The organism is Gluconacetobacter diazotrophicus PA1 5 (genome assembly GCF_000021325.1).
GTDB classification, from domain to species: Bacteria; Pseudomonadota; Alphaproteobacteria; order Acetobacterales; family Acetobacteraceae; genus Gluconacetobacter; species Gluconacetobacter diazotrophicus.
Genome location: NC_011365.1, coordinates 3,866,403 through 3,887,492 on the forward strand (window position 1 = coordinate 3,866,403; position 21,090 = coordinate 3,887,492).

Here is a 21,090-nt window from a genome sequence, read left to right on the forward strand (position 1 = left end):
GAAAATCATGAACAAGAAGACGACCATCCTGGCGATCGATCAGGGCACGACGTCCACCCGCAGCATCATCTTCGATCGCGACGCGACGCCGCTGGCGACATCGCGGATCGAGTTCGCGCAGCATTATCCCGACCATGGCTGGGTCGAGCATGACGCGGAAGAGATCTGGCGCGATGCGCTTTCGACCGCGCGCGCGGCGATCGAACAGGGCGGCGGGGTGGATGCGATCGCGGCCCTGGGCATCACCAACCAGCGCGAGACCATCGTGGTCTGGGACCGCGCGACCGGAACCCCCATCCATCGCGCCATCGTCTGGCAGGACCGCCGCACGGCGTCCATGTGCGCCCGTATGCGCCAGGACGGGTGCGAGGGGCTGGTGCGCGACCGGACCGGCCTGCTGCTGGACCCCTATTTTTCCGCCAGCAAGCTGGCCTGGATGCTGGACAACGTCCCCGGCGCGCGCGCGTCCGCCGAAGCCGGGCGCCTGGCCTTCGGCACCATCGACAGCTTCCTGCTGTGGCGCCTGACCGGCGGGCGGGTCCATGCCACCGATGTGACGAACGCGTCGCGCACCCTGCTGTTCGACATCCATCGCCAGGTCTGGGACGACGACCTGCTGCGGTTGTTCGGCATTCCGGCGGCGCTGCTGCCCGAGGTTCGGGGGAACAGCGAAATCTACGGCGAAACCGATCCCGCCCTGTTCGGCCGGCCGATTCCGGTGGCGGGCATGGCCGGGGACCAGCAGGCGGCGCTGGTGGGCCAGGCCTGCTTCGCCCCCGGAATGGCCAAGGCGACCTATGGCACCGGCTGCTTCGTCCTGCTGAACACCGGCACGGCCCCGGTGCAGTCGGCCAACCGGATGCTGACCACGATCGGCTACCGGATCGGCGACCGCACGACCTATGCGCTGGAAGGGGCGATCTTCGTCGCGGGGGCCGCGATCAAGTGGCTGCGCGACGGGCTGCACCTGATCACCCACGCGTCGCAGACCGACGACATGGCGACGCGTATTCCCCACAGTCACGGCGTCTACATGGTGCCGGGATTCGTGGGCCTGGGCGCGCCGCATTGGGACCCCGAGGCCAGGGGGCTGATCTGCGGCCTGACGCTGGACGCGACGGCGGCGCATATCGCCCGCGCGGCGCTGGAATCGGTCGCCTACCAGACATACGATCTGATGGCGGCGATGGCGCAGGACGGCGGCGGGGCGGTGACCACCCTGCGTGTCGATGGCGGCATGGCGGCCAATGACTGGTTCTGCCGGTTCCTGTCCGACGTGCTGCAGGCCCGGGTGGAGCGGCCGCGCCACCTGGAAACCACGGCGACCGGCGCCGCCTTCCTGGCCGGGCTGGCCACGGGGGTGTGGACGGACCTGGATGACGTGGCCGCCCGCCGGGCGCGCGGCAGCCTGTTCCAGCCCACGATGGACCTGGCCCAGCGCGGTACCATGCTGGACGGCTGGCACCAGGCGGTCCGGCGCACCCTGACCGCCGACGCTTCCGCGTAGACGGTCGAGTTTTAGGGTGCGTGATCAGGTGGTTCCACCTCATCACGATCTGCTTTAAGGGGCGGTATCGGCCGTGTCGGGTGCCGGACGCACGTCGAACTGGATGGTTCGTGTCGTGCCGCCCATGAAGTGAAACGTCACCGGGACGCGGCGCCCGGGCTGGACGCTGTCGTCATAGCCGACGCAGACCAGATGGTAGCCCCCGGGCGGGAAGACCAGGATGGTCTGGGCCGGCAGGGCCAGGTGGGAAAACAGCGTCGCGGTTTCCTGGGTGCTTTCCTGTTCGGTATGGTGGGCGAACAGGTCGTGGCAGGCGGGCGACGACACGCCGTCCAGCAGATGGACGTTCCGGCCCCGGTTTTCGATGGTGAAGTAGCCTGCGGCGATCCTGTGATCGGGACGGATGACCTGCATCCAGGCCGCGCGGATGTCGATATCGCCATCGGCGTCGACCTGGCCGGGAATGGAGGGGGGCGCCGGGTCGGCCATGGCGGTGCTGGTCATGGCAGTGCCGGCCAGTGCGGCCTGGGACAGCGCAGGGACTGACGGGCCCCAGCCGGCCAGCAGGGCGAACAGTCCGATCGGCAACACGCGTCGCTTCATGGTGGGAGTCCTCACCTTCGTCATCCAGGGACGATACCAGCATGGATGCATTGGACAAAATCGGGGAACGAACCGGGCAGGTGGTCGGCCGATCCTGACTGCCGCTCTTGCACCCGGCCGATTTCATGCGCATCTCGGTGCCAAACGAACGCCGGTCAGGATTGCCGCACGCATGCGATGCCCTTTTTGTGGTCACGAGGATACCCAGGTCAAAGACAGCCGCCCGCACGAGGATGGGGCCGCGATCCGTCGCCGCCGGATCTGCGCGGCGTGCAGCCAGCGATTCACCACGATCGAGCGCGTGCAGTTGCGCGACCTGTATGTGGTCAAGGCCGACGACCGGCGTGTGCCGTTCGAGCGCGACAAGCTGGCCCGATCGGTGCGCATCGCGTTGCGCAAGCGCCCGGTCGATGAGGAACGGATCGAACGCATCGTCAACGGGCTGGTTCGCCAGCTGGAGGCATCGGGCGAAACCGACATCCCGTCGCGCGATATCGGCAAGCTGGTGATGGGCACGCTGCGCGAGGTCGATATCGTGGCCTATATCCGCTTTGCCAGCGTGCATTGGGATTTCCGGGAAACCAAGGATTTCGCCGCGATTCTGCAATCGATTCCCGGCACGGCGGACGGTGACGTGCCGGTCGTTCCCGGCGACGCGGCGGCGGCGATCGCAGCAGAGTCTGGACCTGGCGGCGTAAAGAGGCGATGAAGCCGCCTTCGGCGACATCGCGGCAGCAGGAGACAGGCGCATGAATGGCATACCGGACGACGACAGGACCCATTCGAAGCCCCGGTCCCGGACCGCATCGCGCGTCGCGGTGGTGCAGGCCCTGTTCCAGATCGAACAGGCGGGCGATACGCCCGACACGGTGATCGCGCAGTTCCTGCGCCACCGGCTGGGCACCGCGTCCGGCGCGGACCAGGGCGAGGAATACGAGGACGGCCGCGTGCCGGAAGCCGACATCCGGCTGTTCGAGCAGGTGGCCCGCGCGGCCGTGGCCCGGCGCGAACAGATCGACGCGCTGATCGTCGAGGTGCTGCCGCCGTCCTGGCCGGTCGGCCGGCTGGACCCCGTCCTGCGGGCGCTGCTGCGGGCGGCGGGCGCGGAACTGGCCGCCACGGGGGGCGTACCGACCCGGGTGATCATCAACGAATACCTGGATATCGCGCACGGCTTCTTCTCGGGCGACGAGCCCAAGATGGTCAACGGCGTGCTGGATACGCTGGCCCGGCGCCTGCGCGCGGCCGACACCCCGGCGGATGTCCTGCCCGAAGACCCGCACGAGGCCGAAGAGGCCTGATCCGGCGGATCGTGGAATGTCCGCCGCTCTTCCCCCCGCCGGTCCGCTGCCGCCCGAATTCGGCTTCATCCGCCGCCATTTCCTTGCCCTGGCGGGCGAGGGCGCGCTGGGCCTGACCGACGACGCGGCGCTGCTGCGCGCGCCGGCGGGGCGGGAACTGGTCGTCGCGGTCGATACGATGGTCGAGGGCGTACATTTCCTGCCCGACGACCCGGCCGACACGGTCGGCCGCAAGCTGCTGCGCTGCAACCTGTCCGACCTGGCGGCGATGGACGCGATGCCGCTGGGCTATCTGCTGGCGGTGACCACGCCGCCGGCACGGGACGAGGCCTGGTTCGCCGGTTTCGCCCGGGGCCTGGCGGACGATCAGGGGCGTTATGGGCTCAGCCTGCTGGGGGGCGATACCACTTCCACGCCGGGGCCATTGGTGCTGTCGCTGACCATCCTGGGGCATGGGGCACCCGGCCGGGCCCTGCGGCGCAACGGCGCGCGCGACGGCGACGGGATATGGGTGACCGGGACGATCGGCGACGGGGCGCTGGGCCTGCGCGCCCTGCGCGGGGAAGTGGCCGATCCCGACGGGTTCCTGGCCGGCCGCTATCGGCTGCCGCGGCCGCGCCTGGGGCTGGGGTTGGGCGGAATCGCGTCGGCCGCCATGGATGTCTCGGACGGGCTGGTGCAGGATCTGGGCCACTTGGCCCGTGAAAGCGGCGTCGGCGCCCGGATCGACGCCGGCCGCGTTCCCCTGTCGCCGGCCGCCAGGCAGGCGGGCCCCCGCTGGCTGCCGACCTGCCTGACCGGCGGGGATGATTACGAATTGCTGCTGGCCGTGCCCCCGGCGCACGAGGGCGCCCTGCGGGAAGCCGCCCGGACGCATGGGGTGGCGGTCACGCGGATCGGCGCGTTCGACGCCACGCTATCCGGCGTCCAGGTACTGGACGGGGTAGGGGGAATCCTGGCGCTGGAGCGCACCGGATGGAGTCACCTGTAGAAGACGATCAGCGGCCCAGCACCCGGTCATAGACCCGGTAGCGCTTGCAGGGTTCGGGGGCCAGGCGTTCGATCAGCCGGCGCATCGGCAGGTTGGTCTCCAGGATCCATCCCATCTCGACCATGCGATAGGGCAGGGACCGGCCGCGCCGCATCAGTTCGGCAATGGCCAGGGCGGGCATGATGGCGCCCAGGGCCGTGCCCTCCAGCTTCGAACTGACGCCCAGCAGGATGACCCGCGCGGAATGGAAGCGGTGGCGCACCAGCCGCTCGGCCAGCTTGACCCAGCCCAGCGGGGTGGGCGCGCCGCCCAGGTCGCCCGCGATGTCGTACAGGTTGGGCACCACCAGGGCGACCGCCACCGGCTCGCCATCCTGTTCGATCAGCACGAAATGCTCCGACTTCAGGATCGGCCGCATCTGCCTTATCATGCCGGTCATCTCGTCCTGGGTCAGCGGGACGAAACCCCAGTTGTTGCGCCACGCATCATTATAGAGCCGGCGCAGGATCTCGCCGTCCTCGGCGATCTGCCTGCGGCGGATGCCGCGCGTGGTGATGCTGCCCAGCCGCCCTTCGCCCAGGCGCAGGCCGGAGGGCACCAGGTGCGCCTGCTCGGCGCCCGGTCCGGTCTCCATCTGGTAGGCCACGAAATCCATCGCCTTGGCGAAGCCGCAGGCTTCGACCAGGGGCGGCAGCCAGTGCGGATGCCAGGGCATGGCGATCATCGGCGGTGCCCGGTGGCCCTCGATCATCATGCCCAGCTCGCCGTTGGCATTCAGGGTGAAGGGGCCCCGGGCCGTGTCCATCCCCTGCCGGCGCAGCCACGCGCAGGCGGCATCGAGCAGGGCGGAGACGACGGACGCGTCGTCGACGGCGTCCAGCGCCCCGAAAAAGCCAATATTCTCGCCCAGGGTTTCGATAGCGAGGTCGTCGACCTGCGCCGAGATGCGGCCGACGGGCTTTCCCGCGCGCATCGCCAGGAAATACCGCGCCCGGCCGTGGCGGAAGAACGCGGTCTTGCGCGGATGCAGCAGATCCTTCTGCTCCATGTCCAGCGGCGGGACGTAACCCGGCAATCCGGCATAGAGCAGGCGGGGCAGGCGGATGAAGAGGGACATCTGACGGAAGCTGGATACCGGGGTAATGACAAGTTGATCCGCTTCGTTCATGACCGGTCCGGTGTCTGGGGGAACTGGGCCGGCTGTGACGGCCGACCGCGTGCTGATGACATGGAATCGGCATCAAAAGAAAGGGGCCCGATGGCCAACGCGCAGCAGAACGGGGAAATCCGCTTCGATCCCGTGACCGTCCTGATAACGGGGGCCTCCAGCGGCATCGGCGCCGAACTGGCCCGGTTCTATGCCCGGTCCGGCCGGACGCTGGTCCTGTGGGGGCGTGACGCCGCGCGGCTGGAACGGGTGGCGCGGGATTGCCGCACCATGGGTGCCACCGTGCGGACCCGGGTGCTGGACCTGGCCGACGGGCACGCGGCGATCGCGTCCTTTCGCGAGGATGACACCGACCACCCCGTGGACCTGCTGATCCTGGCGGCCGGGCTGGGCGACATGCGCCAGCATGCCGAGCGGACCGAACGGGCGGAAACGGTGCTGGAACTGGGGCTGGTGAACTACGCCACCCCGGCGGCGCTGGCCACGGCGGGGGCTGAACGCATGGTTCTGCGACAGCGGGGGCATATCGTGCTGCTGGGCTCGGTCGCGGCGTTCCACGCCCTGCCGTTCGCGGCGGGCTATTCCGGGTCCAAGGCCGGGCTGACGCGCTTTGCCGAGGCGCTGCGCAACGGCCTGGCGGAATATGGGGTCGGCGTGACGCTGGTCTCGCCCGGGTTCGTCGATACCCCGATGAGCCGCCGGGTCAGCAGCGCGAAGCCCTTCATGCAGACCGCGCCCCAGGCGGCCCGCCTGATTGCCCGCGCGGTGGAGGAAGAACGCCCGCACCTGATCTTCCCCCGCCTGTTCGCCGGCCTGCGCATCCTCGATATCATCATGCCCCGCCCGATCCGCGACGCCATCATGCGGCGCCTGAAGGCCGACCAGGCGCCCCGCGCCGCGGGATAATGCCGGCCGGCCTGATTTCCCTTGATCTCCATTCCGCACTTGACGTTGTGGCGTCGGGACGGGAAACCCGATCGGGCCGATAACGAAAACGTGCCCCGGGTACCTGCCGGGCAAGGAAGATCCAGGGAGTCTGACAGGACATGAGAGAGATCGTAGCCGTCGATATCGGCGGGACTCATGCGCGTTTCGCCATTGCCGGTGTCGAGGGCGGCCGTGTCACCCACCTGGGGGAAGCCACCACCCTGAAATGCGCGGAGCATGCCAGCCTGCAACTGGCGTGGGAGTCCTTCGCCCGTCAGGTCGGCCGCACCCTGCCGCGTGCGGCGGGCATCGCCGTCGCCTGCCCGGTGCAGGGCGATATCCTGAAGCTGACGAACAATCCCTGGATCATCCAGCCGGCCCAACTGGCCGCGAAGCTGGATGTGGACCAGCATGTGCTGGTCAATGATTTCGGCGCGGTGGGCCACGCCGTGGCCCAGGTGGACGCGGCCCATCTGCAGCACCTGTGCGGCCCGGACCGGCCGCTGCCCGCCAGCGGGGTGACGACCATCGTCGGGCCGGGAACGGGGCTGGGCACCGCCTATGTCGTGCGGCGGGACGGCCGCTATCTGGTGTGCGAGACCGAAGGCGGCCATGTCGATTTCTCGCCCCTCGACATGCTGGAGGACAAGATCCTGCAGCGCCTGCGCCGGCGATATCGCCGCGTGTCGACCGAGCGCGTCGTGTCGGGCCCGGGGCTGGTCAATCTGTACGAGGCGATCGCCGAAATCGAGGGCCTGCCGGTCCGCACGCGCGACGACAAGGAATTATGGACCCTGGCGCTGGACGGAGCCGACCATATGGCCGCGGCGGCGCTGGAGCGATTCTGCCTGGCGCTGGGGGCCGTCGCCGGTGACCTGGCGCTGTCGCAGGGTGGCAACAGCGTGGTGATCGCGGGCGGCCTGGGCCTGCGGCTGGCCCAGCATCTGCCCCGGTCCGGATTCGCCGAGCGATTCGTCGCCAAGGGGCGATTCGAATCGCTGATGGCCGACATGCCGGTCAAGCTGATCACCCACCCGCAGCCCGGCCTGTTCGGCGCGGCGGCGGCCTTCGCCGAGCGATTCGCCTGATAAAAACGCCAACGTGTTCACCTTTTAGTGAATGCGTTGGCGCCGAAGCCGCGCGTGAATCCGGCACGGCAATGCTGCCATGCGCCACGCGAATCATTGAAAGGGGGCGCCTGTCGGGCTTGCTTGGAGGTCCGGGCGGGAATCGAACCCACATTCGCGGATTTGCAGTCCGCTGCATCACCATTCTGCCACCGGACCTGACCGGGCGCGTTGGCTATATCCACGCTCTGCCCCGCGCGGTCAAGCCGTTGTGTGCACGGGACATGCTAGGCAGATGGAACGCAGGGACATAAAACGGCCCTGTGCCGCTTGCCGTGCGGTCGGGAAAGTTGTGAAGGGAGCGTCATGAACCAGTCCGCGCTTGGAGAAGCCGTCCTCGATTACGATGCCGCGCGGCAAAGGATGGTGGATGCGCAGATCCGCCCGGTGGCGATCAACGATTCGCGAATCATCGCGGCGATGCGTGCCCTGCCGCGCGAGGACTGCGTCCCCGAGGCGCTGCGCCCCTTCGCCTATGCCGACCAGAGCCTGGAGATCGGCCGCGGCCGCGTGCTGACGGAACCGCGCATTGCCGGGCGGATGGTGCAGATCGCGGCCCCGCAGGCCGCGCAGCGCGCCCTGGTGGTGGGGGCCGGGACGGGCTACCTGGCCGCGCTGCTGGCCCGGCTGGAACTGCAGGTCACGGCCCTGGAATCCGATGCCGCGCTCAGCGCGATCGGCAAGGCCTTCTGCGCGGTCGAGGCACCGGGCGTCACCTGGGTGGACGGCCCGCTGCAGGCGGGCGACCCCGCGCATGCGCCGTTCGACCTGATCGTGATCGACGGGGCGGTGCGTGAGGTCCCGCATGCCCTGCCGGGACAACTGGCCGAGCACGGGCGCATCGTCTGCGTCATCTGGCCCCAGGGGGGCGTCGCCTCCGCCTGCATCGCCGAGCCCACCGCGCAGGGGCTGGCGGTCCGCCGGGTCTTCGACGTCGCCCTGCCGCTGCTGCCGGAACTGGAGCCCGCGCCTGCCTTTGCGTTCTGAAGGCTGTAAACCCGTTCGCAACCGTTTGCGTGCATGAAACACGTCATGCGGCCTGAGGTGGCATTGTCGCGGGGGAGCGGAATGAAGCGGAACTGTGGGATCGGGGCGGGGCTGGCGGCGCTGCTGTGCGGCACCACGGCCTGGGCCCAGCGCTATGACGGCAGCGGGTCCCCGTCCTTCGTTCCCCATACGCTGCAGGAAGCGCTGGCGGCGTCCTACCTGACCAATCCGACGCTGCAGCAGGAGCGCGCGGCCCTGCGCGCGACGGACGAGCAGGTGCCGACCGCGCTCGCCGGCTGGCGCCCGACCGTCAGCACCAACGTGAACATGACCTATTACTCCGGCCTCAACGCGGTGGCGCGGCAGGAAGGGTACGCCGGGTATTCAAGGCGGTTCGACGTGCCGGGCTATACCGGCGGCGTGTCGCTTTCCCAGCCGATCTATACCGGCGGCAAGACCACCGCCAGCACCCACAAGGCGGTCAATGCCGTGATGGCGGAACGCGCCCGGCTGATCGCGACCGAACAGCAGGTCTTCAGCAGCGTCGTCAGCGCCTATGTCGGCGTGATCGAAGACGAACAGTTGCTGCAGTTGAACATCAATAACGAGAAGGTGCTGCAGGAACAGCTCCGCGCCACGTCCGAGCGCTTCCGCGTGGGCGAGATCACCCGCACCGACGTGGCCCAGGCCGAGGCCGCGCTGGCCAGCGCCCGCGCCGCCCGGCAGGAGGCCGAGGGCACGCTGCAGACGGCGCAGGCGACCTACACCCAGGTGGTCGGCATGTCGCCGCCCCCCAACCTGGTGCCGCCGCAGCCGCTGGTGCTGCCGGTGAAGTCGCAGAACGAGGCGATCGCCCAGGCGGTGCAGAACAATCCGAACGTGATCGCCGCCCTGTTCTCCGAGGCGTCGAACAAGGACGGGGTCGCCGTCGCCATGGCGGCGATCCTGCCCAAGGTGACGGCCGATGCCAGCTACGTCCACAGCATCAACCAGAGCAGCGGCCGGTCGCTGGAGGACGAGAAATACGCGACGCTGAACGTCCAGTTCCCGCTCTACCAGGGCGGATCGGAATATGCCGCCGTCCGCCAGGCGCGCCAGCAGGTGGCCCAGGCGCATCGCGCGGTCGACATCCAGCGCCGCGCCGCGTTGCAGCTCGCCTCGTCCAACTGGCAGCAACTGATGGCCTATGCGGCCTCGATCCAGAGCGACCGCACCGCCATCGCGTCGAACATCGTCGCCCTGGACGGGGTGGAGCGCCAGGCGATCGTGGGCACCAGCACGACGCTGGAAGTCCTGCAGCAGCAGCAGACCCTGCTTCAGGCCCAGGTCGCGCTGGTGCAGAGCCTGAGCAATCTCGTCACCGCGTCATACGGCGTGGCGGCCGCTATCGGGCGGCTGACGGCGGCGGACCTGAAGCTGGACGTCCCGCGCTATGACGAGACCGCCTATTACAAGGCGGTCAAGGACCGCCCGTGGGGCATCGGCGACCAGGCCACCGACCAGCCAGGCCGCTGACAGGCTGCTTCAAAAGCCCCGCTGCCGGCGATCCGACGCGCGTTTTCTGTGCTTCGATGCTCTCGGCCCGTAAGGTCGCTCCGCTTCGATGCTCGAAAACACGCGCCGGCCGCTCCGCCGACCCGGGAAAGTTTCTTTCGGCGGGAATTTGGGTATAAGCGGCGGATTCCCTTTCCCTGTCAGGTCTGGCTTTCGCGATGCTGAACAAGTCTTTCTCGCCCGGCGAGATCGAATCCGCCCTCTATGCCGAATGGGAGCGGAGCGGCGCGTTTTCGGCCGATCCGCACAGCAGCGCCCAGCCCTATACGATCATGATCCCGCCGCCCAACGTCACCGGCACCCTGCATGTGGGCCACGCACTGACGATGACGCTGCAGGACACGTTGATTCGCTGGCGGCGGATGCAGGGGCGTGACACGCTGTGGCAGCCGGGAACCGACCATGCCGGCATCGCGACGCAGATGGTGGTGGAACGCACCCTGCAGAAGGAAGGCATCAGCCGCCGGGACCTGGGGCGTGAGGCCTTCGAACAGCGGGTGTGGCAGTGGAAGGCGGAATCCGGCGGCGGCATCACCACCCAACTGCGCCGACTGGGGGCATCGCTGGACTGGCCGCGCGAACGCTTCACGATGGATGACGGCCTGTCGCAGGCGGTGCGCGAGGTCTTCGTCACCCTGTACCAGCAGGGCCTGATCTATCGCGACCGGCGGCTGGTGAACTGGGACCCGGCCTTCCGTTCGGCGATTTCGGACCTGGAAGTCGATAACCGCGAGGTCCAGGGCAGCCTGTGGTACATCCGCTATCCGGTCGAAGGCGACGCCGCGGGCCGCACCATCACCGTGGCCACGACGCGGCCGGAAACCCTGCTGGGCGACATGGCGGTGGCCGTTCACCCCGAGGATTCGCGGTACGCCGACCTGGTCGGCCGTTCGGTCGTCCTGCCGCTGACGGGGCGGCGCATTCCCATCGTGGCGGACCTGCATTCCGACCCCGAGAAGGGCAGCGGCGCGGTCAAGATCACGCCCGCGCATGATTTCAACGATTTCGAGGTCGGCCGCTGCCACAAGCTGGCCATGCCCAGCGTGCTGGACGAGGACGCGCGCATCACGCTGGCGGAGATCGCGGACGAACTGCGCTCCGAGGACGGCCTGGCCGACCCGGCTTTCGTGCGCGGGCTGGAAGGCATGGGCCGCGACGCGGCGCGAAAGGCCGTGGTCGCGGAACTGGAGCGCCTGGGCTGGCTGGAGAAGATCGAGCCGCACCGCAACCAGGTCCCGCATGCCGAACGCAGCGGCGCGGTCGTCGAACCGCGCCTGACCACGCAATGGTATTGCGACGCCGCCACCCTGGCGGGCCCCGCCATCGAAGCCGTGGAAACCGGGCAGGTGCGCTTCGTGCCCCAGCAATGGGAAAACACCTTCTTCGCCTGGATGCGCGAGATCCAGCCCTGGTGCATCAGCCGGCAATTGTGGTGGGGCCACCGCATCCCGGCCTGGTACGGGCCGGACGGCCACGTCTTCGTGGCGCGGGACGAGGACGGGGCGCGCGCCGAGGCCCTGGCCCATTACGGGCGCGAGGAGGCCCTGACGCGTGACGAGGACGTGCTGGATACCTGGTTCTCCTCCGCGCTGTGGCCGTTCTCCACCCTGGGCTGGCCGGAGCAGACGGCGGAACTGGCGCGCTATTACCCGACCGACGTGCTGGTGACGGGCTTCGACATCATCTTCTTCTGGGTGGCCCGGATGATGATGATGGGCCTGCATTTCATGAAGGACGTGCCGTTCCGCACCGTGTTCATCCACGGCCTGGTCCGGGACGAGCGCGGCCAGAAGATGTCCAAGAGCAAGGGCAACGGTATCGACCCGCTGGACATGGTCGAGCAGTACGGCGCCGACGCCATGCGCTTTACCGTCTGCGCGCTGACCGGGCTGGGCCGCGACGTGAAGCTGGGCCAGAAGCGGATCGAGGAACACCGTTCCTTCGTCACCAAGATCTGGAACGCCGCGCGGTTCTGCGAAATGAACGGCGTCGCACCGGTGGCCGATTTCCGGCCGGACGCCGTGTCCTCGCCCCTGGGGCGGTGGGTCCTGGGCGAGGCCGCCCGCGCGGTGGCCGAGGCCGACGCGGCGCTGGAGGCCTTCCGTTTCGACGAATACGCGGCCACCTGCTACCGCTTCGTATGGAACTGCTTCTGCGACTGGTTCCTGGAATTCGCCAAGCCGGTCTTCACCGGGGGGGATGCGGAGCAGGCGGCCGAAATCCGCGCCGTGGCGGCGCATGTGCTGGGGATCATCCTGCGCATCCTGCAGCCGGTCATGCCCTTCGTCACCGACGATCTGTGGGCGCAGTTCGGCTATGGCGAGAAGGGCAGCCTGATGACGACGGCGTGGCCCACGCCGGCCCGTCCCATGGATGGCGGGGCGGCGGCGGCCGAGATGGAGTGGGTGATCCGCTTCATTTCCGCCATCCGTACCGTGCGGGCCGAAATGAACGTGCCGCCGTCGCGCCTGGCCCCCGTCCTGCTGCGCGACGCGGCGGAGGCGACGGTGGCGCGCGCGACGCGGTGGGAGGAAGCGATCGGCCGGATGGCACGCGTCTCGGCGGTCGAGGTCCTGGCGGGCGACATGCCCGAGGGCGCGGCGCAGCTTGTGGTGGACGAGGCCACGCTGGTCATTCCGCTGGCCGGCATCATCGACCTGGCGCAGGAGCGGCAGCGGCTGGAAAAGGAGCGCGCCAAGATGGACGAGGAAATCGCGAAGGTCGAGCGCAAGCTCGGTAACGCCGATTTCATCGCCCGCGCCAAGCCCGAGATCGTCGAGGAAAACCGCGAGCGCCTGGCCCAGCAGCAGGACGAGCGCGCCCGTCTGGATGCCGCGCTGGCGCGGTTGGCCTGATCCACGCGCCCCCATCACCATCCCTTCTCTTTTAATCGGGTGGCGGGCGTCACATCTTGCAGGGAACGAACGCCCCCGGAGCGTGAGGGGTGGAAGGAAGGCGGATAATGGATGACATGACGCGAGCCCCCCGGACGGAGGTCGCCTATCTGGGCGGAGGCTGTTTCTGGTGCGTCGAGGCGATGCTGCGGGAACTGGCTGGGATCACGGACGTGGCGCCGGGCTATGCCGGCGGCACGCTGGCGGCCCCGACATACGAACAGGTCTGCAGCGGGCGGACCGGCCATGCCGAGATCGTGCGCGTCACGTTCGACCCCGCGATCCTGTCCTATGCCGACCTGGTGCGGATTTTCTTCACGATCCACGACCCTACCACCCTGAATCGGCAGGGGCCGGATTCCGGCACCCAGTACCGGTCGGTCATCTTCACCGCGACACCGGAACAGGCGGCCACCGCCCGCGCGGTCCGCGATGAAATCGCCGCGTCGAAACTCTGGGCCGACCCGATCGTCACCGAGATCCTGCCCCTGGAGCAGTTCTACGAGGCCGAAGATTATCACCACAATTATTTCGCGAAGCATCCCGAACGGGGATATTGCGCGGCGGTGATCTCACCCAAGGTGTCGAAGGTGCGACGGTCGTTCCAGGACCGGCTGGCGCTGGGGTAGGAAAGTATATCGGCCGATCACTCCATCTCGTCATCCAGGAACAACTGGTCCGCTTCCTCGTCGAAATCGAACAGTTCGGCGTAGCGGGCCCAGCCGATCAGGGTCTGCAGGGTCTGCCTGGCATAGTCGGGGGACATGCTGTCTTCCAGTTCGTCGCGGAAGCGTTCGGCGCTGGCGCGATGGTTGGGCCGTTCGTCGAGGACCGAGCGGATGGTGCGCACCATCGGGATATTGTGCAGCAGGCTGTGCCACAGGATCTGGCGGCGTTCGTCGTGCGTGCTCTGCACGAAGCGCGCGCCTTCGGCCGTCAGCAGGATGTCGCCGTCCTCCAGTTCCGCGAATTCCAGAAGCTGCAGCGATTCGCCCAGCGGAAACAGGTCGTCCAGTTCAAGCTGCAGGCGCGAGGCCAGCAGCGGCAGGTCCGCCCGGCCGTTCAGCGGTTCGGCGGCCAGGGTTTCCATCATGCCGACCATGGCGTTCATCGGCAGCGAGGGCAGGGCGACCTGGACCGGGGAGGCCGGCGGCGGAATCTCATCGCCCGAGGGCAGCTCGGCTTCGGACACGATCGGGGCCCGGCGGGTCATCAGGGCATAGATCCGGTCGACCAGATGCCGGAAGGCCGGGTCCTCGCGGTTGCGAGGGTGGGGGAACGGCACCGCCAGTTCGTGCGCGACCCGGCCGGGATTGGAGGAAAAGACCAGGATGCGGTCGCACATCAGCACCGCTTCCTCGATATTATGGGTCACCAGCAGCAGCGATTTGACCGGCAGCTTGTGCTCGGCCCACAGTTCGATCAGGTCGGTGCGCAGGTTTTCCGCCGTCAGCACGTCCAGCGCCGAGAACGGCTCGTCCATCAGCAGCAGGTCCGGCTGCACGACCAGCGCCCGCGCCAGTCCGACGCGCTGGCGCATTCCGCCCGACAGCTCCTTGGGATAGGCGTTTTCGTAACCGCCCAGTCCGATCAGGTCGATCACGGCCTCGGCCAGCCGGTCGCGCTCCGCCGCCGGGACGCCCTTGGCCTCCAGCCCCAGCTCGACATTCTTCTGCACGGTCAGCCAGGGAAACAGCGCGAAGGACTGGAACACCATCGCGATGCCGGGAACGGGTCCCAGGACAGGCCGCCCCTTCCATAGGACATCGCCCGCGCTGGGGGGCAGCAGGCCGGCGATGATGCGCAGCAGGGTGGATTTGCCCGACCCCGACCGGCCCAGCAGGCCCACGATCTCGCCCGATCGCAGGGTCAGGTTCACATCGTCCAGCACCACCAGGTCGGCGGCGCTTTCCTTGTGATAGGCTTGGCGGCAGGCGACGATGCGGATCAGTTCTTCCTGCGCGGGAGCAGAGACAGGGGCAGAGGCAGGGGCCGGTTGGCTGGTCATGGGGCGCGGTCTCAGCTCAGGGTGAAGTGGCGGCGGGCATATTCGGCAAGCGGGCGCCAGACGGCACGGTTGAACAGCAGGACGAACGCCGCCATGACCGTCATGCCCAGCCCGACATGCGCGGTGTCGCCGGCAACGGTGGCGTGGGCGATGTAGGCGCCCAGGCCGTGGGCGGACAGGTGATCGTCGCCCCAGCTTGCGACCTCGGCCGCGATCGCCGCATTCCATGCCCCGCCCGACGCCGTGATGGCGCCGGTGATGTAGAACGGCACGATCCCGGGCAGGATGACCCGCAGCCACCATAGCCGTCCGCCGACCTGCAGGCTGCGCGCGACCTCCAGCAGGTCGGCGGGATAGGACGCGGCCCCGGCCACGACGTTGAACAGGATATACCACTGGGTGCCCAGGATCATCAGCGGCGTCAGCCAGATATCGCTGCTCAGATGAAAATGGACGATGAACAGGACGAAGATCGGGAAGAACAGGTTGGCCGGAAAGGCGGCCATGAATTGGGCGATGAACTGGGCCCGCCGCGCCCGCACCGGGTCCAGCCCCAGCCAGACCCCCGCCGGCACCCAGATCAGCGAGGCCAGCAGAACCATCGCCACCACCCGCGCCAGCGTCAGGCCGCCCAGCGACACGACATGGAGGAATTCCGCCATGGAGATGGTCGCGCGCGCATAGAGCCAGACCTGCCACGCGGCCCCGCCGGACAGCATGGCCAGCCCGACCGCCCAGACCACGTCGCGGATGCGGTCGGGGACCAGCGGGGTGCGGCGCGCATCGGACGGGCGGCGGCCCAGCTTCAGGCCGCCGATCGCCGTCAGCCCGTCGCCGATCGCGTCCGTGATCCGGCGCAGCAGGGCGGTGCGGCGCAGCAGCACCAGCAGCCAGGGGTCGGACGCGGACGCGCCCTCGATGCCGGTGGCGGCGAAGCGCCCCGACCACGCGACCAGCGGCCGGAAGACGAGCTGGTCATAGGCCAGGATCACCACCATCATCGCCACGATGGCATACAGAACCGCCCACAGGTCGCGCTGGGCGATGGCGGTGCCGACATACGACCCGATTCCGGGCAGCAGGACATTGGTGTTCCCGACCGTGATCGTCTCGGAATACACCACCATGAACCATCCGCCGGACATCGAGATCATGGCGTTCCACACCAGGCCCGGCACGGCGAACGGGACCTCCAGCCGCCAGAATTTCTGCCATCCCGTCAGGCCGAAACACCGCGCGACCTCGTCCAGGTCGGGGGGGACGGCCCGCAGGGACTGGTACATGCTGAAGGCCATGTTCCAGGCCTGGCTGGTGAAGATGGTGAAGATCGCGGCCAGTTCCGCCCCCAGGATGCGCCCGGGGAACAGGCCCATGAAGAACACGACGGTAAAGGTCAGGAACCCCAGGATCGGCACGGATTGCAGCACGTCCAGCACCGGCACCAGCACCAGCCCCGCCCGGGGGCTCTTGGCCGCCCAGACCGCATAGGTGAAGGTGAAGAACAGCGACGCGCCCAGGGCCGCGAACATCCGCAGGGTGGTGCGCACCGCATAGCCCGGCAGCCAGGCGGGATCGAGGTGGATGGTGGCGGCGTTGGGGGCCGATATCGGGGCCAGCATGTGCCGCCCCGCCGTGCCCAGCACGACCGCCAGCCCCATGATGCACAGCAGGGCAGCCAGATCGAACACATTGGGCCGGGCCGGGCGGGACGAAGGGGCGGGCAGCGAACTCGCCGTCATGAACCTCTTTCCTGTTGTCCCGGGGCGTCGCGCCCCGGGGGCCTCAGCCGCGCGTTACGGGCTGACGCCCGTGCTGCCGAAGCCGCCGGAGGATCGCGTGGTTTCGTCCAGCGTCTCGACTTCCTGCCATGCGGCGCGGACGACGGGGGCCAGCACGGCCTGGGCGATGCGCATGCCGCGTTCGATGGTCAGGGGCGCGTCACCGGTATTCAGCAGGATGATGCCGATTTCGCCGCGATAATCCTCGTCGATCGTGCCGGGCGAATTGGGCAGCGTGATCCCGTGCTTCAGCGCCAGGCCGGACCGGGGGCGAACCTGCAGTTCGTAGCCCGGGGGCAGGGCGATACACAGGCCGGTGGGCACCAGCACCCGCGCCCCCGCCACCACCACCATGGGTTCGGTCACCGCCGCCAGCAGGTCCATGCCCGCGGCGCCGGCGGTGGCATAGCCGGGCAGCGGCAGGTCCGCGGCATGGGGCAGGCGGCGGACGGCGACGGACACGATGGGCGCGGTCATGGAACACTCCGGTCGGGGGAAAAGAAGGCGGCGATCCGCCGGGCCAGGTGCCGGGCCACGGATTCCTTGTCCTGGCGCGGCCAGCGTTCGGCGCCATCGGCGGTGATGAGGGTGATCTCGTTTTCCGTCCCGCCCATGATGCCGGTTTCCGGCCGCACGTCGTTGGCGACGATCCAGTCGCAGCCCTTGTCCAGCCGCTTGGTGCCGGCATGCTGCTCGACATCGTCGGTTTCGGCGGCAAATCCCACCACCAGGGCCGGCCGCGCGGGGCCGGGCAGCGACAACTGCGCCAGGATATCGGGATTGGGCACCAGGGTCAGGACCGGCGGGGGCGCGCCGGGGGCCTTCTTCATCTTGTGACCGGAGGTCTGGGCGACGCGCCAGTCGGCCACGGCGGCGGTGCAGACGGCGATGTCGCAGGGCAGCGCGTCCTGGCAGGCATCCTGCATCTGGATCGCGGTTTCCACGGCGCGCAGTTCGACACCGGGCGGGGGCGGAATATCCACCGGGCCGCTGACCAGCGTCACGCGCGCGCCGTGCGCCGCCAGCGCCGCCGCGATTTCGTAACCCTGCCGGCCCGACGACCGGTTGGCCAGGTACCGCACCGGATCGATCGGCTCGTGCGTCGGCCCGGCGGTGACAAGCGCGTGCCGCCCGGCCAGAGACGGGCTTCGCACGCCGGCCGCGAAGTGGCCGAAGATCGCCTCGGCGATCCGCGCGGGTTCGGCCAGGCGGCCGGGCCCGGTCTCGTTGCAGGCCATCAGGCCGGTTTCGGGCCCGACGACCGCGACGCCGCGCGCGGTCAGGGTGGCCAGGTTGGCCTGGGTCGCGGGATGTTCCCACATGCGGACATTCATCGCGGGCGCGATCATGACCGGCTTGTCGGTCGCCAGCAGCACGGTGCTGGCCAAATCGTCGGCCTGGCCCGTGACCATGCGGGCCATGATGTCCGCCGTCGCCGGGCAGACCACCAGCAGGTCGCCCGAGCGGGACAGGACGATATGCCCCATCTCGCTCTCGTCGGTCAGCGAGAACAGGTCGCTGAACACCCGTTCCCCGGTCAGGGCCTGAAGGCTGAGCGGGGTGACGAACTGCGCGCCCGCCCGGGTCAGGACGGTGCGCACGCGCACGCCGCCCGCCGTCAGCAGCCGGATCAGTTCCAGGGTCTTGTACGCCGCGATCCCCCCGCAGACGATCAGCAGGACCGTGCGCCCCCCGGCGGGGTGAGGGGCGGCCGGCTGGGGGGCGGCCACGTTCAGATCCGCCAGCCGGAATGGATGGCGGCGATCCCGCCCGACAGGTTGCGGACCGACACGCGCTCCAGCCCCGCGGCGCGCATCATGCCGGCCAGCGTCTCCTGGTCGGGGAACATGCGGATGCTTTCGGCCAGGTACTGGTAGCTGTCGCGGTCGCCGGCGATGGCGGCCCCCATGCGCGGCAGGACCTTGAACGACCACGCGTCATAGATCGGCGACAGCGCCGCCACCTGCACGCGCGAGAATTCCAGGCACATGAACTTGCCGCCCGGGCGCAGCACGCGCCTGGCCTCGCGCAGCACGGCGTCCTTGTCGGTGCAGTTGCGCAGGCCGAAGGCGATCGACACCCGGTCGACCGAGCGGTCGGGCAGGGGAATCGCCTCGGCATCCATCACGGCGAATCGCAGGCTGGAGATCAGGCCGCGTTCCAGTGCCCGGCTGCGCCCCACGGCCAGCATGCTGGCATTGATGTCCGACAGGATCGCCTGCCCGCCGCCGGCGCGCAGCCACCCGAACGAGATGTCGCCCGTGCCGCCGGCCAGGTCCAGCAGCGTCAGGTCGGGGTGCGCGCCCAGCTCGGTCACGAAGATCTTCTTCCAGGCGCGATGGATGCCCAGCGACATCACGTCGTTCATGATGTCGTAGCGCGAGGCGACGCTGTCGAACACGGCGCGGACCATCGGCTTCTTGTCCGCCACGGGAACGTCGCGGAAGCCGAAATCGGTCGTCCCCGTTCCAGTGGCATCGGGGCCGGCGGGATGGGGCGCGAACGGAGAGGGGGTGGGATTGTCGGTCATGTCCCAGGGATATAACCTCAGATCCGCTCATGCCGGAACTCCCTGAAGTCGAAACAGTGATGCGCGGGATGCGATTGCATCTCGACGGGAAGACGATCGCGCGGGTCGCGGTGCGTCGCGCCGACCTGCGTTTCCCCTTTCCCGCGGACCTGGTGGCCCGGCTGGAGGGCGCCACGATCACCGGTTTCGCCCGACGGGCGAAATATATCCTGATCCGGCTGGATACGGGCGATACCCTGCTGCTGCACCTGGGCATGTCGGGGCGGGTCCTGCTGTCATTGCCCGGCGACGCCCCCGTGCCCGACCGGCACGAGCATTTCTTCTTCGAGACCACGGACGGGACGCGGTGCGGCCTGATCGACCCCAGGCGCTTCGGCGCGGTCGACCTGATGCCGACGGCGGAGGAGCGAGCACATCGGCTGCTGGCCCGACTCGGTCCCGAACCGCTGGGCAACCAGTTCTCGCAACACTGGCTGCAGGAAGTACTGGCCCGGCGGCGGACCTCCATCAAGGCGGCGCTGCTGGACCAGACGGTGGTGGCGGGCCTGGGCAATATCTATGTGTCCGAGGCGCTGTTCCGCGCCGGCATCCATCCGGCACGCCTGGCCTGCACCCTGGACGCGGCCGAGGACGCGCGCCTGGTCCAGGCGATCCGCGCCGTGCTGCGCGAAGCGATCGCAGCGGGCGGGTCCAGCCTGCGCGACTATGTCCAGCCGGATGGGGAACTGGGTTATTTCCAGCACGCGTGGCGTGTCTACGGCCGTGCGGGGCAGGGATGCCCGGATTGTCCCGGTCCCCCCGCATGCCATGGTGTGGAGCGGCTGGAACAGGCCGGACGCTCCAGCTTCTTCTGCCCCCTGTGCCAGCCCCCGCCGGGCAAGGTCTCGTGAGAATGGATGCTCCGCGAAGACTTGTCTTGACGGGGGACAAGGGCATGGACTAGATCGCCAGCCTGATCTGGATGTCCGCGCATATCAGGGGCGGACCTCGTAACCCGATTTGCTGAACTGAGAACGATGGCCAACACTGCTTCCGCGCGCAAGCGCATCCGTCAGAACGAGCGCCGCAATGCGCGCAACACGGCACGCGTCTCGCGCATGCGCACCTTCGTGAAGAAGGTCGAGGCGGCGATCGCGTCCGGCAACAAGGACGAAGCGACGGCGGCCCTGCGCGCGGCCCAGCCCGAGATGCAGCGTGCGTCGGGCAAGGGTGTCATCCACGCCAACACCGTGGCCCGCAAGATTTCCCGCCTGTCCGCCCGCATCAAGTCGATCGTCGCGGCGTAATCGCCTGGCAGATATCCGGTATTGCTTTCCATCGGAAAGCGACCGGGTAGAATAGATCAAAGGTCGGGCCTCGCGTTCAGGCGTGGGGTCCGGCTTTTGTTTTATAGGGCAAGTTTCGATCGCTGCTCTCCGAAACGACAGGAGGATTCCGCAACGCGGGTCACGCGATTTTCGCGATCCGGAGCGGTCAGTTTTCCATTGCTTCGGCCGAGTCTGTGACCTATTCTTGCCCCTCTTCATACTGCGACGATGGGTGGGTTTTCGTGACCGGGCCACTTTTGGCGTCGGGCATGCGGGAATCTGCGTTCATCGTGTCGGGTGACCCGGTGGGGTACGGGCAGCGCGGGACGGTCGGTATGGCGGGGGCGGAAAGCAGAGGGGCGGGCGATCCGGGCAACTGGACGAACATGCCCCCGAGGGGCCGGGAGT

Annotated in this window: 19 protein-coding genes and 1 tRNA gene; 12 read left to right on the top strand and 8 right to left on the bottom strand. The window is 68.7% G+C overall.

Annotation, left to right across the window (positions count from 1 at the left end):
* Positions 1-7 precede the first annotated feature (7 nt).
* Entirely contained in the window at positions 8-1,507 is a 1,500-nt protein-coding gene (gene glpK, locus GDIA_RS17795) for a glycerol kinase GlpK (protein ID WP_012225263.1), read from the top strand.
* Between the two features lie 54 nt (positions 1,508-1,561).
* Here glpK and GDIA_RS17800 read toward each other — a convergent pair whose 3' ends face one another.
* Entirely contained in the window at positions 1,562-2,110 is a 549-nt protein-coding gene (locus GDIA_RS17800; RefSeq protein ID WP_012225265.1) for a copper chaperone PCu(A)C, read from the bottom strand.
* A gap of 172 nt (positions 2,111-2,282) precedes the next feature.
* Here GDIA_RS17800 and nrdR point away from each other — a divergent pair, with 172 nt between their 5' ends.
* The 3 genes from nrdR to thiL are packed head-to-tail and all read left to right on the top strand — an operon-like array spanning position 2,283 to position 4,402.
* Positions 2,283-2,819 carry a transcriptional regulator NrdR gene (nrdR, locus tag GDIA_RS17805; RefSeq protein WP_012225266.1) on the top strand — a complete coding sequence of 179 codons (537 nt, stop codon included), beginning with the start codon at positions 2,283-2,285 and terminating at the stop codon, positions 2,817-2,819.
* 40 nt (positions 2,820-2,859) lie between these two features.
* Positions 2,860-3,411, top strand: coding sequence for a transcription antitermination factor NusB (nusB, locus tag GDIA_RS17810; protein WP_012225267.1), 552 nt, complete (start codon positions 2,860-2,862; stop codon positions 3,409-3,411).
* A 16-nt stretch (positions 3,412-3,427) separates the two neighbouring features.
* Positions 3,428-4,402 (top strand): thiamine-phosphate kinase, encoded by a 975-nt coding sequence (thiL, locus tag GDIA_RS17815; protein WP_012225268.1) that lies wholly within the window; start codon positions 3,428-3,430, stop codon positions 4,400-4,402.
* A gap of 7 nt (positions 4,403-4,409) precedes the next feature.
* On the opposite strand, the gene GDIA_RS17820 is transcribed toward thiL, so the two are convergent.
* Positions 4,410-5,570, bottom strand: a complete 1,161-nt coding sequence (locus GDIA_RS17820; protein ID WP_012555006.1) for a GNAT family N-acetyltransferase — start codon at positions 5,568-5,570, stop codon at positions 4,410-4,412.
* Positions 5,571-5,660: 90 nt separating this feature from the next.
* Here GDIA_RS17820 and GDIA_RS17825 point away from each other — a divergent pair, with 90 nt between their 5' ends.
* Positions 5,661-6,476: an SDR family NAD(P)-dependent oxidoreductase gene (locus GDIA_RS17825; RefSeq protein ID WP_012555007.1), complete on the top strand. Its 816-nt coding sequence runs from the start codon at positions 5,661-5,663 to the stop codon at positions 6,474-6,476.
* A gap of 140 nt (positions 6,477-6,616) precedes the next feature.
* The gene (gene glk / locus GDIA_RS17830) at positions 6,617-7,585 is read left to right on the top strand and encodes a glucokinase (RefSeq protein ID WP_012225271.1); all 969 of its coding nucleotides are present in this window, start codon (positions 6,617-6,619) and stop codon (positions 7,583-7,585) included.
* Positions 7,586-7,709: 124 nt separating this feature from the next.
* Here the strand turns inward: glk and GDIA_RS17835 are convergent.
* Positions 7,710-7,783: transfer RNA gene (locus GDIA_RS17835), tRNA-Cys, on the bottom strand.
* Between the two features lie 147 nt (positions 7,784-7,930).
* Between GDIA_RS17835 and GDIA_RS17840 the strand changes: the two genes are divergently transcribed.
* The 4 genes from GDIA_RS17840 (at position 7,931) to msrA (ending at position 13,688) form a co-directional block, all read left to right on the top strand.
* Positions 7,931-8,611: a protein-L-isoaspartate O-methyltransferase family protein gene (locus GDIA_RS17840; RefSeq protein ID WP_012555008.1), complete on the top strand. Its 681-nt coding sequence runs from the start codon at positions 7,931-7,933 to the stop codon at positions 8,609-8,611.
* An 81-nt stretch (positions 8,612-8,692) separates the two neighbouring features.
* On the top strand, positions 8,693-10,126 hold the full coding sequence (locus GDIA_RS17845) for a TolC family outer membrane protein (protein WP_012555009.1): 1,434 nt from the start codon (positions 8,693-8,695) through the stop codon (positions 10,124-10,126).
* Between the two features lie 197 nt (positions 10,127-10,323).
* Positions 10,324-13,020, top strand: coding sequence for a valine--tRNA ligase (locus tag GDIA_RS17850; RefSeq protein ID WP_012225274.1), 2,697 nt, complete (start codon positions 10,324-10,326; stop codon positions 13,018-13,020).
* Between the two features lie 107 nt (positions 13,021-13,127).
* Positions 13,128-13,688 carry a peptide-methionine (S)-S-oxide reductase MsrA gene (msrA, locus tag GDIA_RS17855; RefSeq protein ID WP_012555010.1) on the top strand — a complete coding sequence of 187 codons (561 nt, stop codon included), beginning with the start codon at positions 13,128-13,130 and terminating at the stop codon, positions 13,686-13,688.
* Positions 13,689-13,705: 17 nt separating this feature from the next.
* Here the strand turns inward: msrA and GDIA_RS17860 are convergent, their stop codons facing one another.
* From GDIA_RS17860 to GDIA_RS17880, 5 genes are read right to left on the bottom strand one after another with little or no spacing between them, the layout of a single operon-like run.
* A complete protein-coding gene (locus GDIA_RS17860) occupies positions 13,706-15,067 on the bottom strand; it encodes an ABC transporter ATP-binding protein (protein WP_012225276.1) in 1,362 nt (453 codons plus the stop codon).
* 11 nt (positions 15,068-15,078) lie between these two features.
* Positions 15,079-16,806, bottom strand: coding sequence for an ABC transporter permease (locus tag GDIA_RS17865; protein ID WP_012225277.1), 1,728 nt, complete (start codon positions 16,804-16,806; stop codon positions 15,079-15,081).
* A 54-nt stretch (positions 16,807-16,860) separates the two neighbouring features.
* Positions 16,861-17,322, bottom strand: a complete 462-nt coding sequence (gene dut / locus GDIA_RS17870; protein ID WP_012555011.1) for a dUTP diphosphatase — start codon at positions 17,320-17,322, stop codon at positions 16,861-16,863.
* Positions 17,319-18,575, bottom strand: a complete 1,257-nt coding sequence (coaBC, locus tag GDIA_RS17875) for a bifunctional phosphopantothenoylcysteine decarboxylase/phosphopantothenate--cysteine ligase CoaBC (protein WP_012555012.1) — start codon at positions 18,573-18,575, stop codon at positions 17,319-17,321. Before coaBC ends, dut begins: the two co-directional genes overlap by 4 nt.
* A gap of 2 nt (positions 18,576-18,577) precedes the next feature.
* Positions 18,578-19,375 carry a class I SAM-dependent methyltransferase gene (locus GDIA_RS17880; protein ID WP_012225279.1) on the bottom strand — a complete coding sequence of 266 codons (798 nt, stop codon included), beginning with the start codon at positions 19,373-19,375 and terminating at the stop codon, positions 18,578-18,580.
* Between the two features lie 29 nt (positions 19,376-19,404).
* On the opposite strand from GDIA_RS17880, the gene mutM reads away from it, so the two are divergent.
* Positions 19,405-20,265 carry a bifunctional DNA-formamidopyrimidine glycosylase/DNA-(apurinic or apyrimidinic site) lyase gene (gene mutM, locus GDIA_RS17885; RefSeq protein ID WP_012225280.1) on the top strand — a complete coding sequence of 287 codons (861 nt, stop codon included), beginning with the start codon at positions 19,405-19,407 and terminating at the stop codon, positions 20,263-20,265.
* A gap of 126 nt (positions 20,266-20,391) precedes the next feature.
* Complete coding sequence (gene rpsT, locus GDIA_RS17890; protein WP_012225281.1) at positions 20,392-20,661, top strand: 30S ribosomal protein S20; 270 nt, start codon at positions 20,392-20,394, stop codon at positions 20,659-20,661.
* Positions 20,662-21,090: the final 429 nt, after the last annotated feature.

What these genes read in the sequence shown, in the direction of transcription:
- glpK (WP_012225263.1), top strand. Translation starts at nt 8, where the DNA reads ATGAACAAGAAGACGACCATCCTGGCGATCGATCAGGGCACGACGTCC.
- GDIA_RS17800 (WP_012225265.1), bottom strand. Translation starts at nt 2,110, where the DNA reads ATGAAGCGACGCGTGTTGCCGATCGGACTGTTCGCCCTGCTGGCCGGC.
- nrdR (WP_012225266.1), top strand. Translation starts at nt 2,283, where the DNA reads ATGCGATGCCCTTTTTGTGGTCACGAGGATACCCAGGTCAAAGACAGC.
- nusB (WP_012225267.1), top strand. Translation starts at nt 2,860, where the DNA reads ATGAATGGCATACCGGACGACGACAGGACCCATTCGAAGCCCCGGTCC.
- thiL (WP_012225268.1), top strand. Translation starts at nt 3,428, where the DNA reads ATGTCCGCCGCTCTTCCCCCCGCCGGTCCGCTGCCGCCCGAATTCGGC.
- GDIA_RS17820 (WP_012555006.1), bottom strand. Translation starts at nt 5,570, where the DNA reads ATGAACGAAGCGGATCAACTTGTCATTACCCCGGTATCCAGCTTCCGT.
- GDIA_RS17825 (WP_012555007.1), top strand. Translation starts at nt 5,661, where the DNA reads ATGGCCAACGCGCAGCAGAACGGGGAAATCCGCTTCGATCCCGTGACC.
- glk (WP_012225271.1), top strand. Translation starts at nt 6,617, where the DNA reads ATGAGAGAGATCGTAGCCGTCGATATCGGCGGGACTCATGCGCGTTTC.
- GDIA_RS17840 (WP_012555008.1), top strand. Translation starts at nt 7,931, where the DNA reads ATGAACCAGTCCGCGCTTGGAGAAGCCGTCCTCGATTACGATGCCGCG.
- GDIA_RS17845 (WP_012555009.1), top strand. Translation starts at nt 8,693, where the DNA reads ATGAAGCGGAACTGTGGGATCGGGGCGGGGCTGGCGGCGCTGCTGTGC.
- GDIA_RS17850 (WP_012225274.1), top strand. Translation starts at nt 10,324, where the DNA reads ATGCTGAACAAGTCTTTCTCGCCCGGCGAGATCGAATCCGCCCTCTAT.
- msrA (WP_012555010.1), top strand. Translation starts at nt 13,128, where the DNA reads ATGGATGACATGACGCGAGCCCCCCGGACGGAGGTCGCCTATCTGGGC.
- GDIA_RS17860 (WP_012225276.1), bottom strand. Translation starts at nt 15,067, where the DNA reads ATGACCAGCCAACCGGCCCCTGCCTCTGCCCCTGTCTCTGCTCCCGCG.
- GDIA_RS17865 (WP_012225277.1), bottom strand. Translation starts at nt 16,806, where the DNA reads ATGACGGCGAGTTCGCTGCCCGCCCCTTCGTCCCGCCCGGCCCGGCCC.
- dut (WP_012555011.1), bottom strand. Translation starts at nt 17,322, where the DNA reads ATGACCGCGCCCATCGTGTCCGTCGCCGTCCGCCGCCTGCCCCATGCC.
- GDIA_RS17880 (WP_012225279.1), bottom strand. Translation starts at nt 19,375, where the DNA reads ATGACCGACAATCCCACCCCCTCTCCGTTCGCGCCCCATCCCGCCGGC.
- mutM (WP_012225280.1), top strand. Translation starts at nt 19,405, where the DNA reads ATGCCGGAACTCCCTGAAGTCGAAACAGTGATGCGCGGGATGCGATTG.
- rpsT (WP_012225281.1), top strand. Translation starts at nt 20,392, where the DNA reads ATGGCCAACACTGCTTCCGCGCGCAAGCGCATCCGTCAGAACGAGCGC.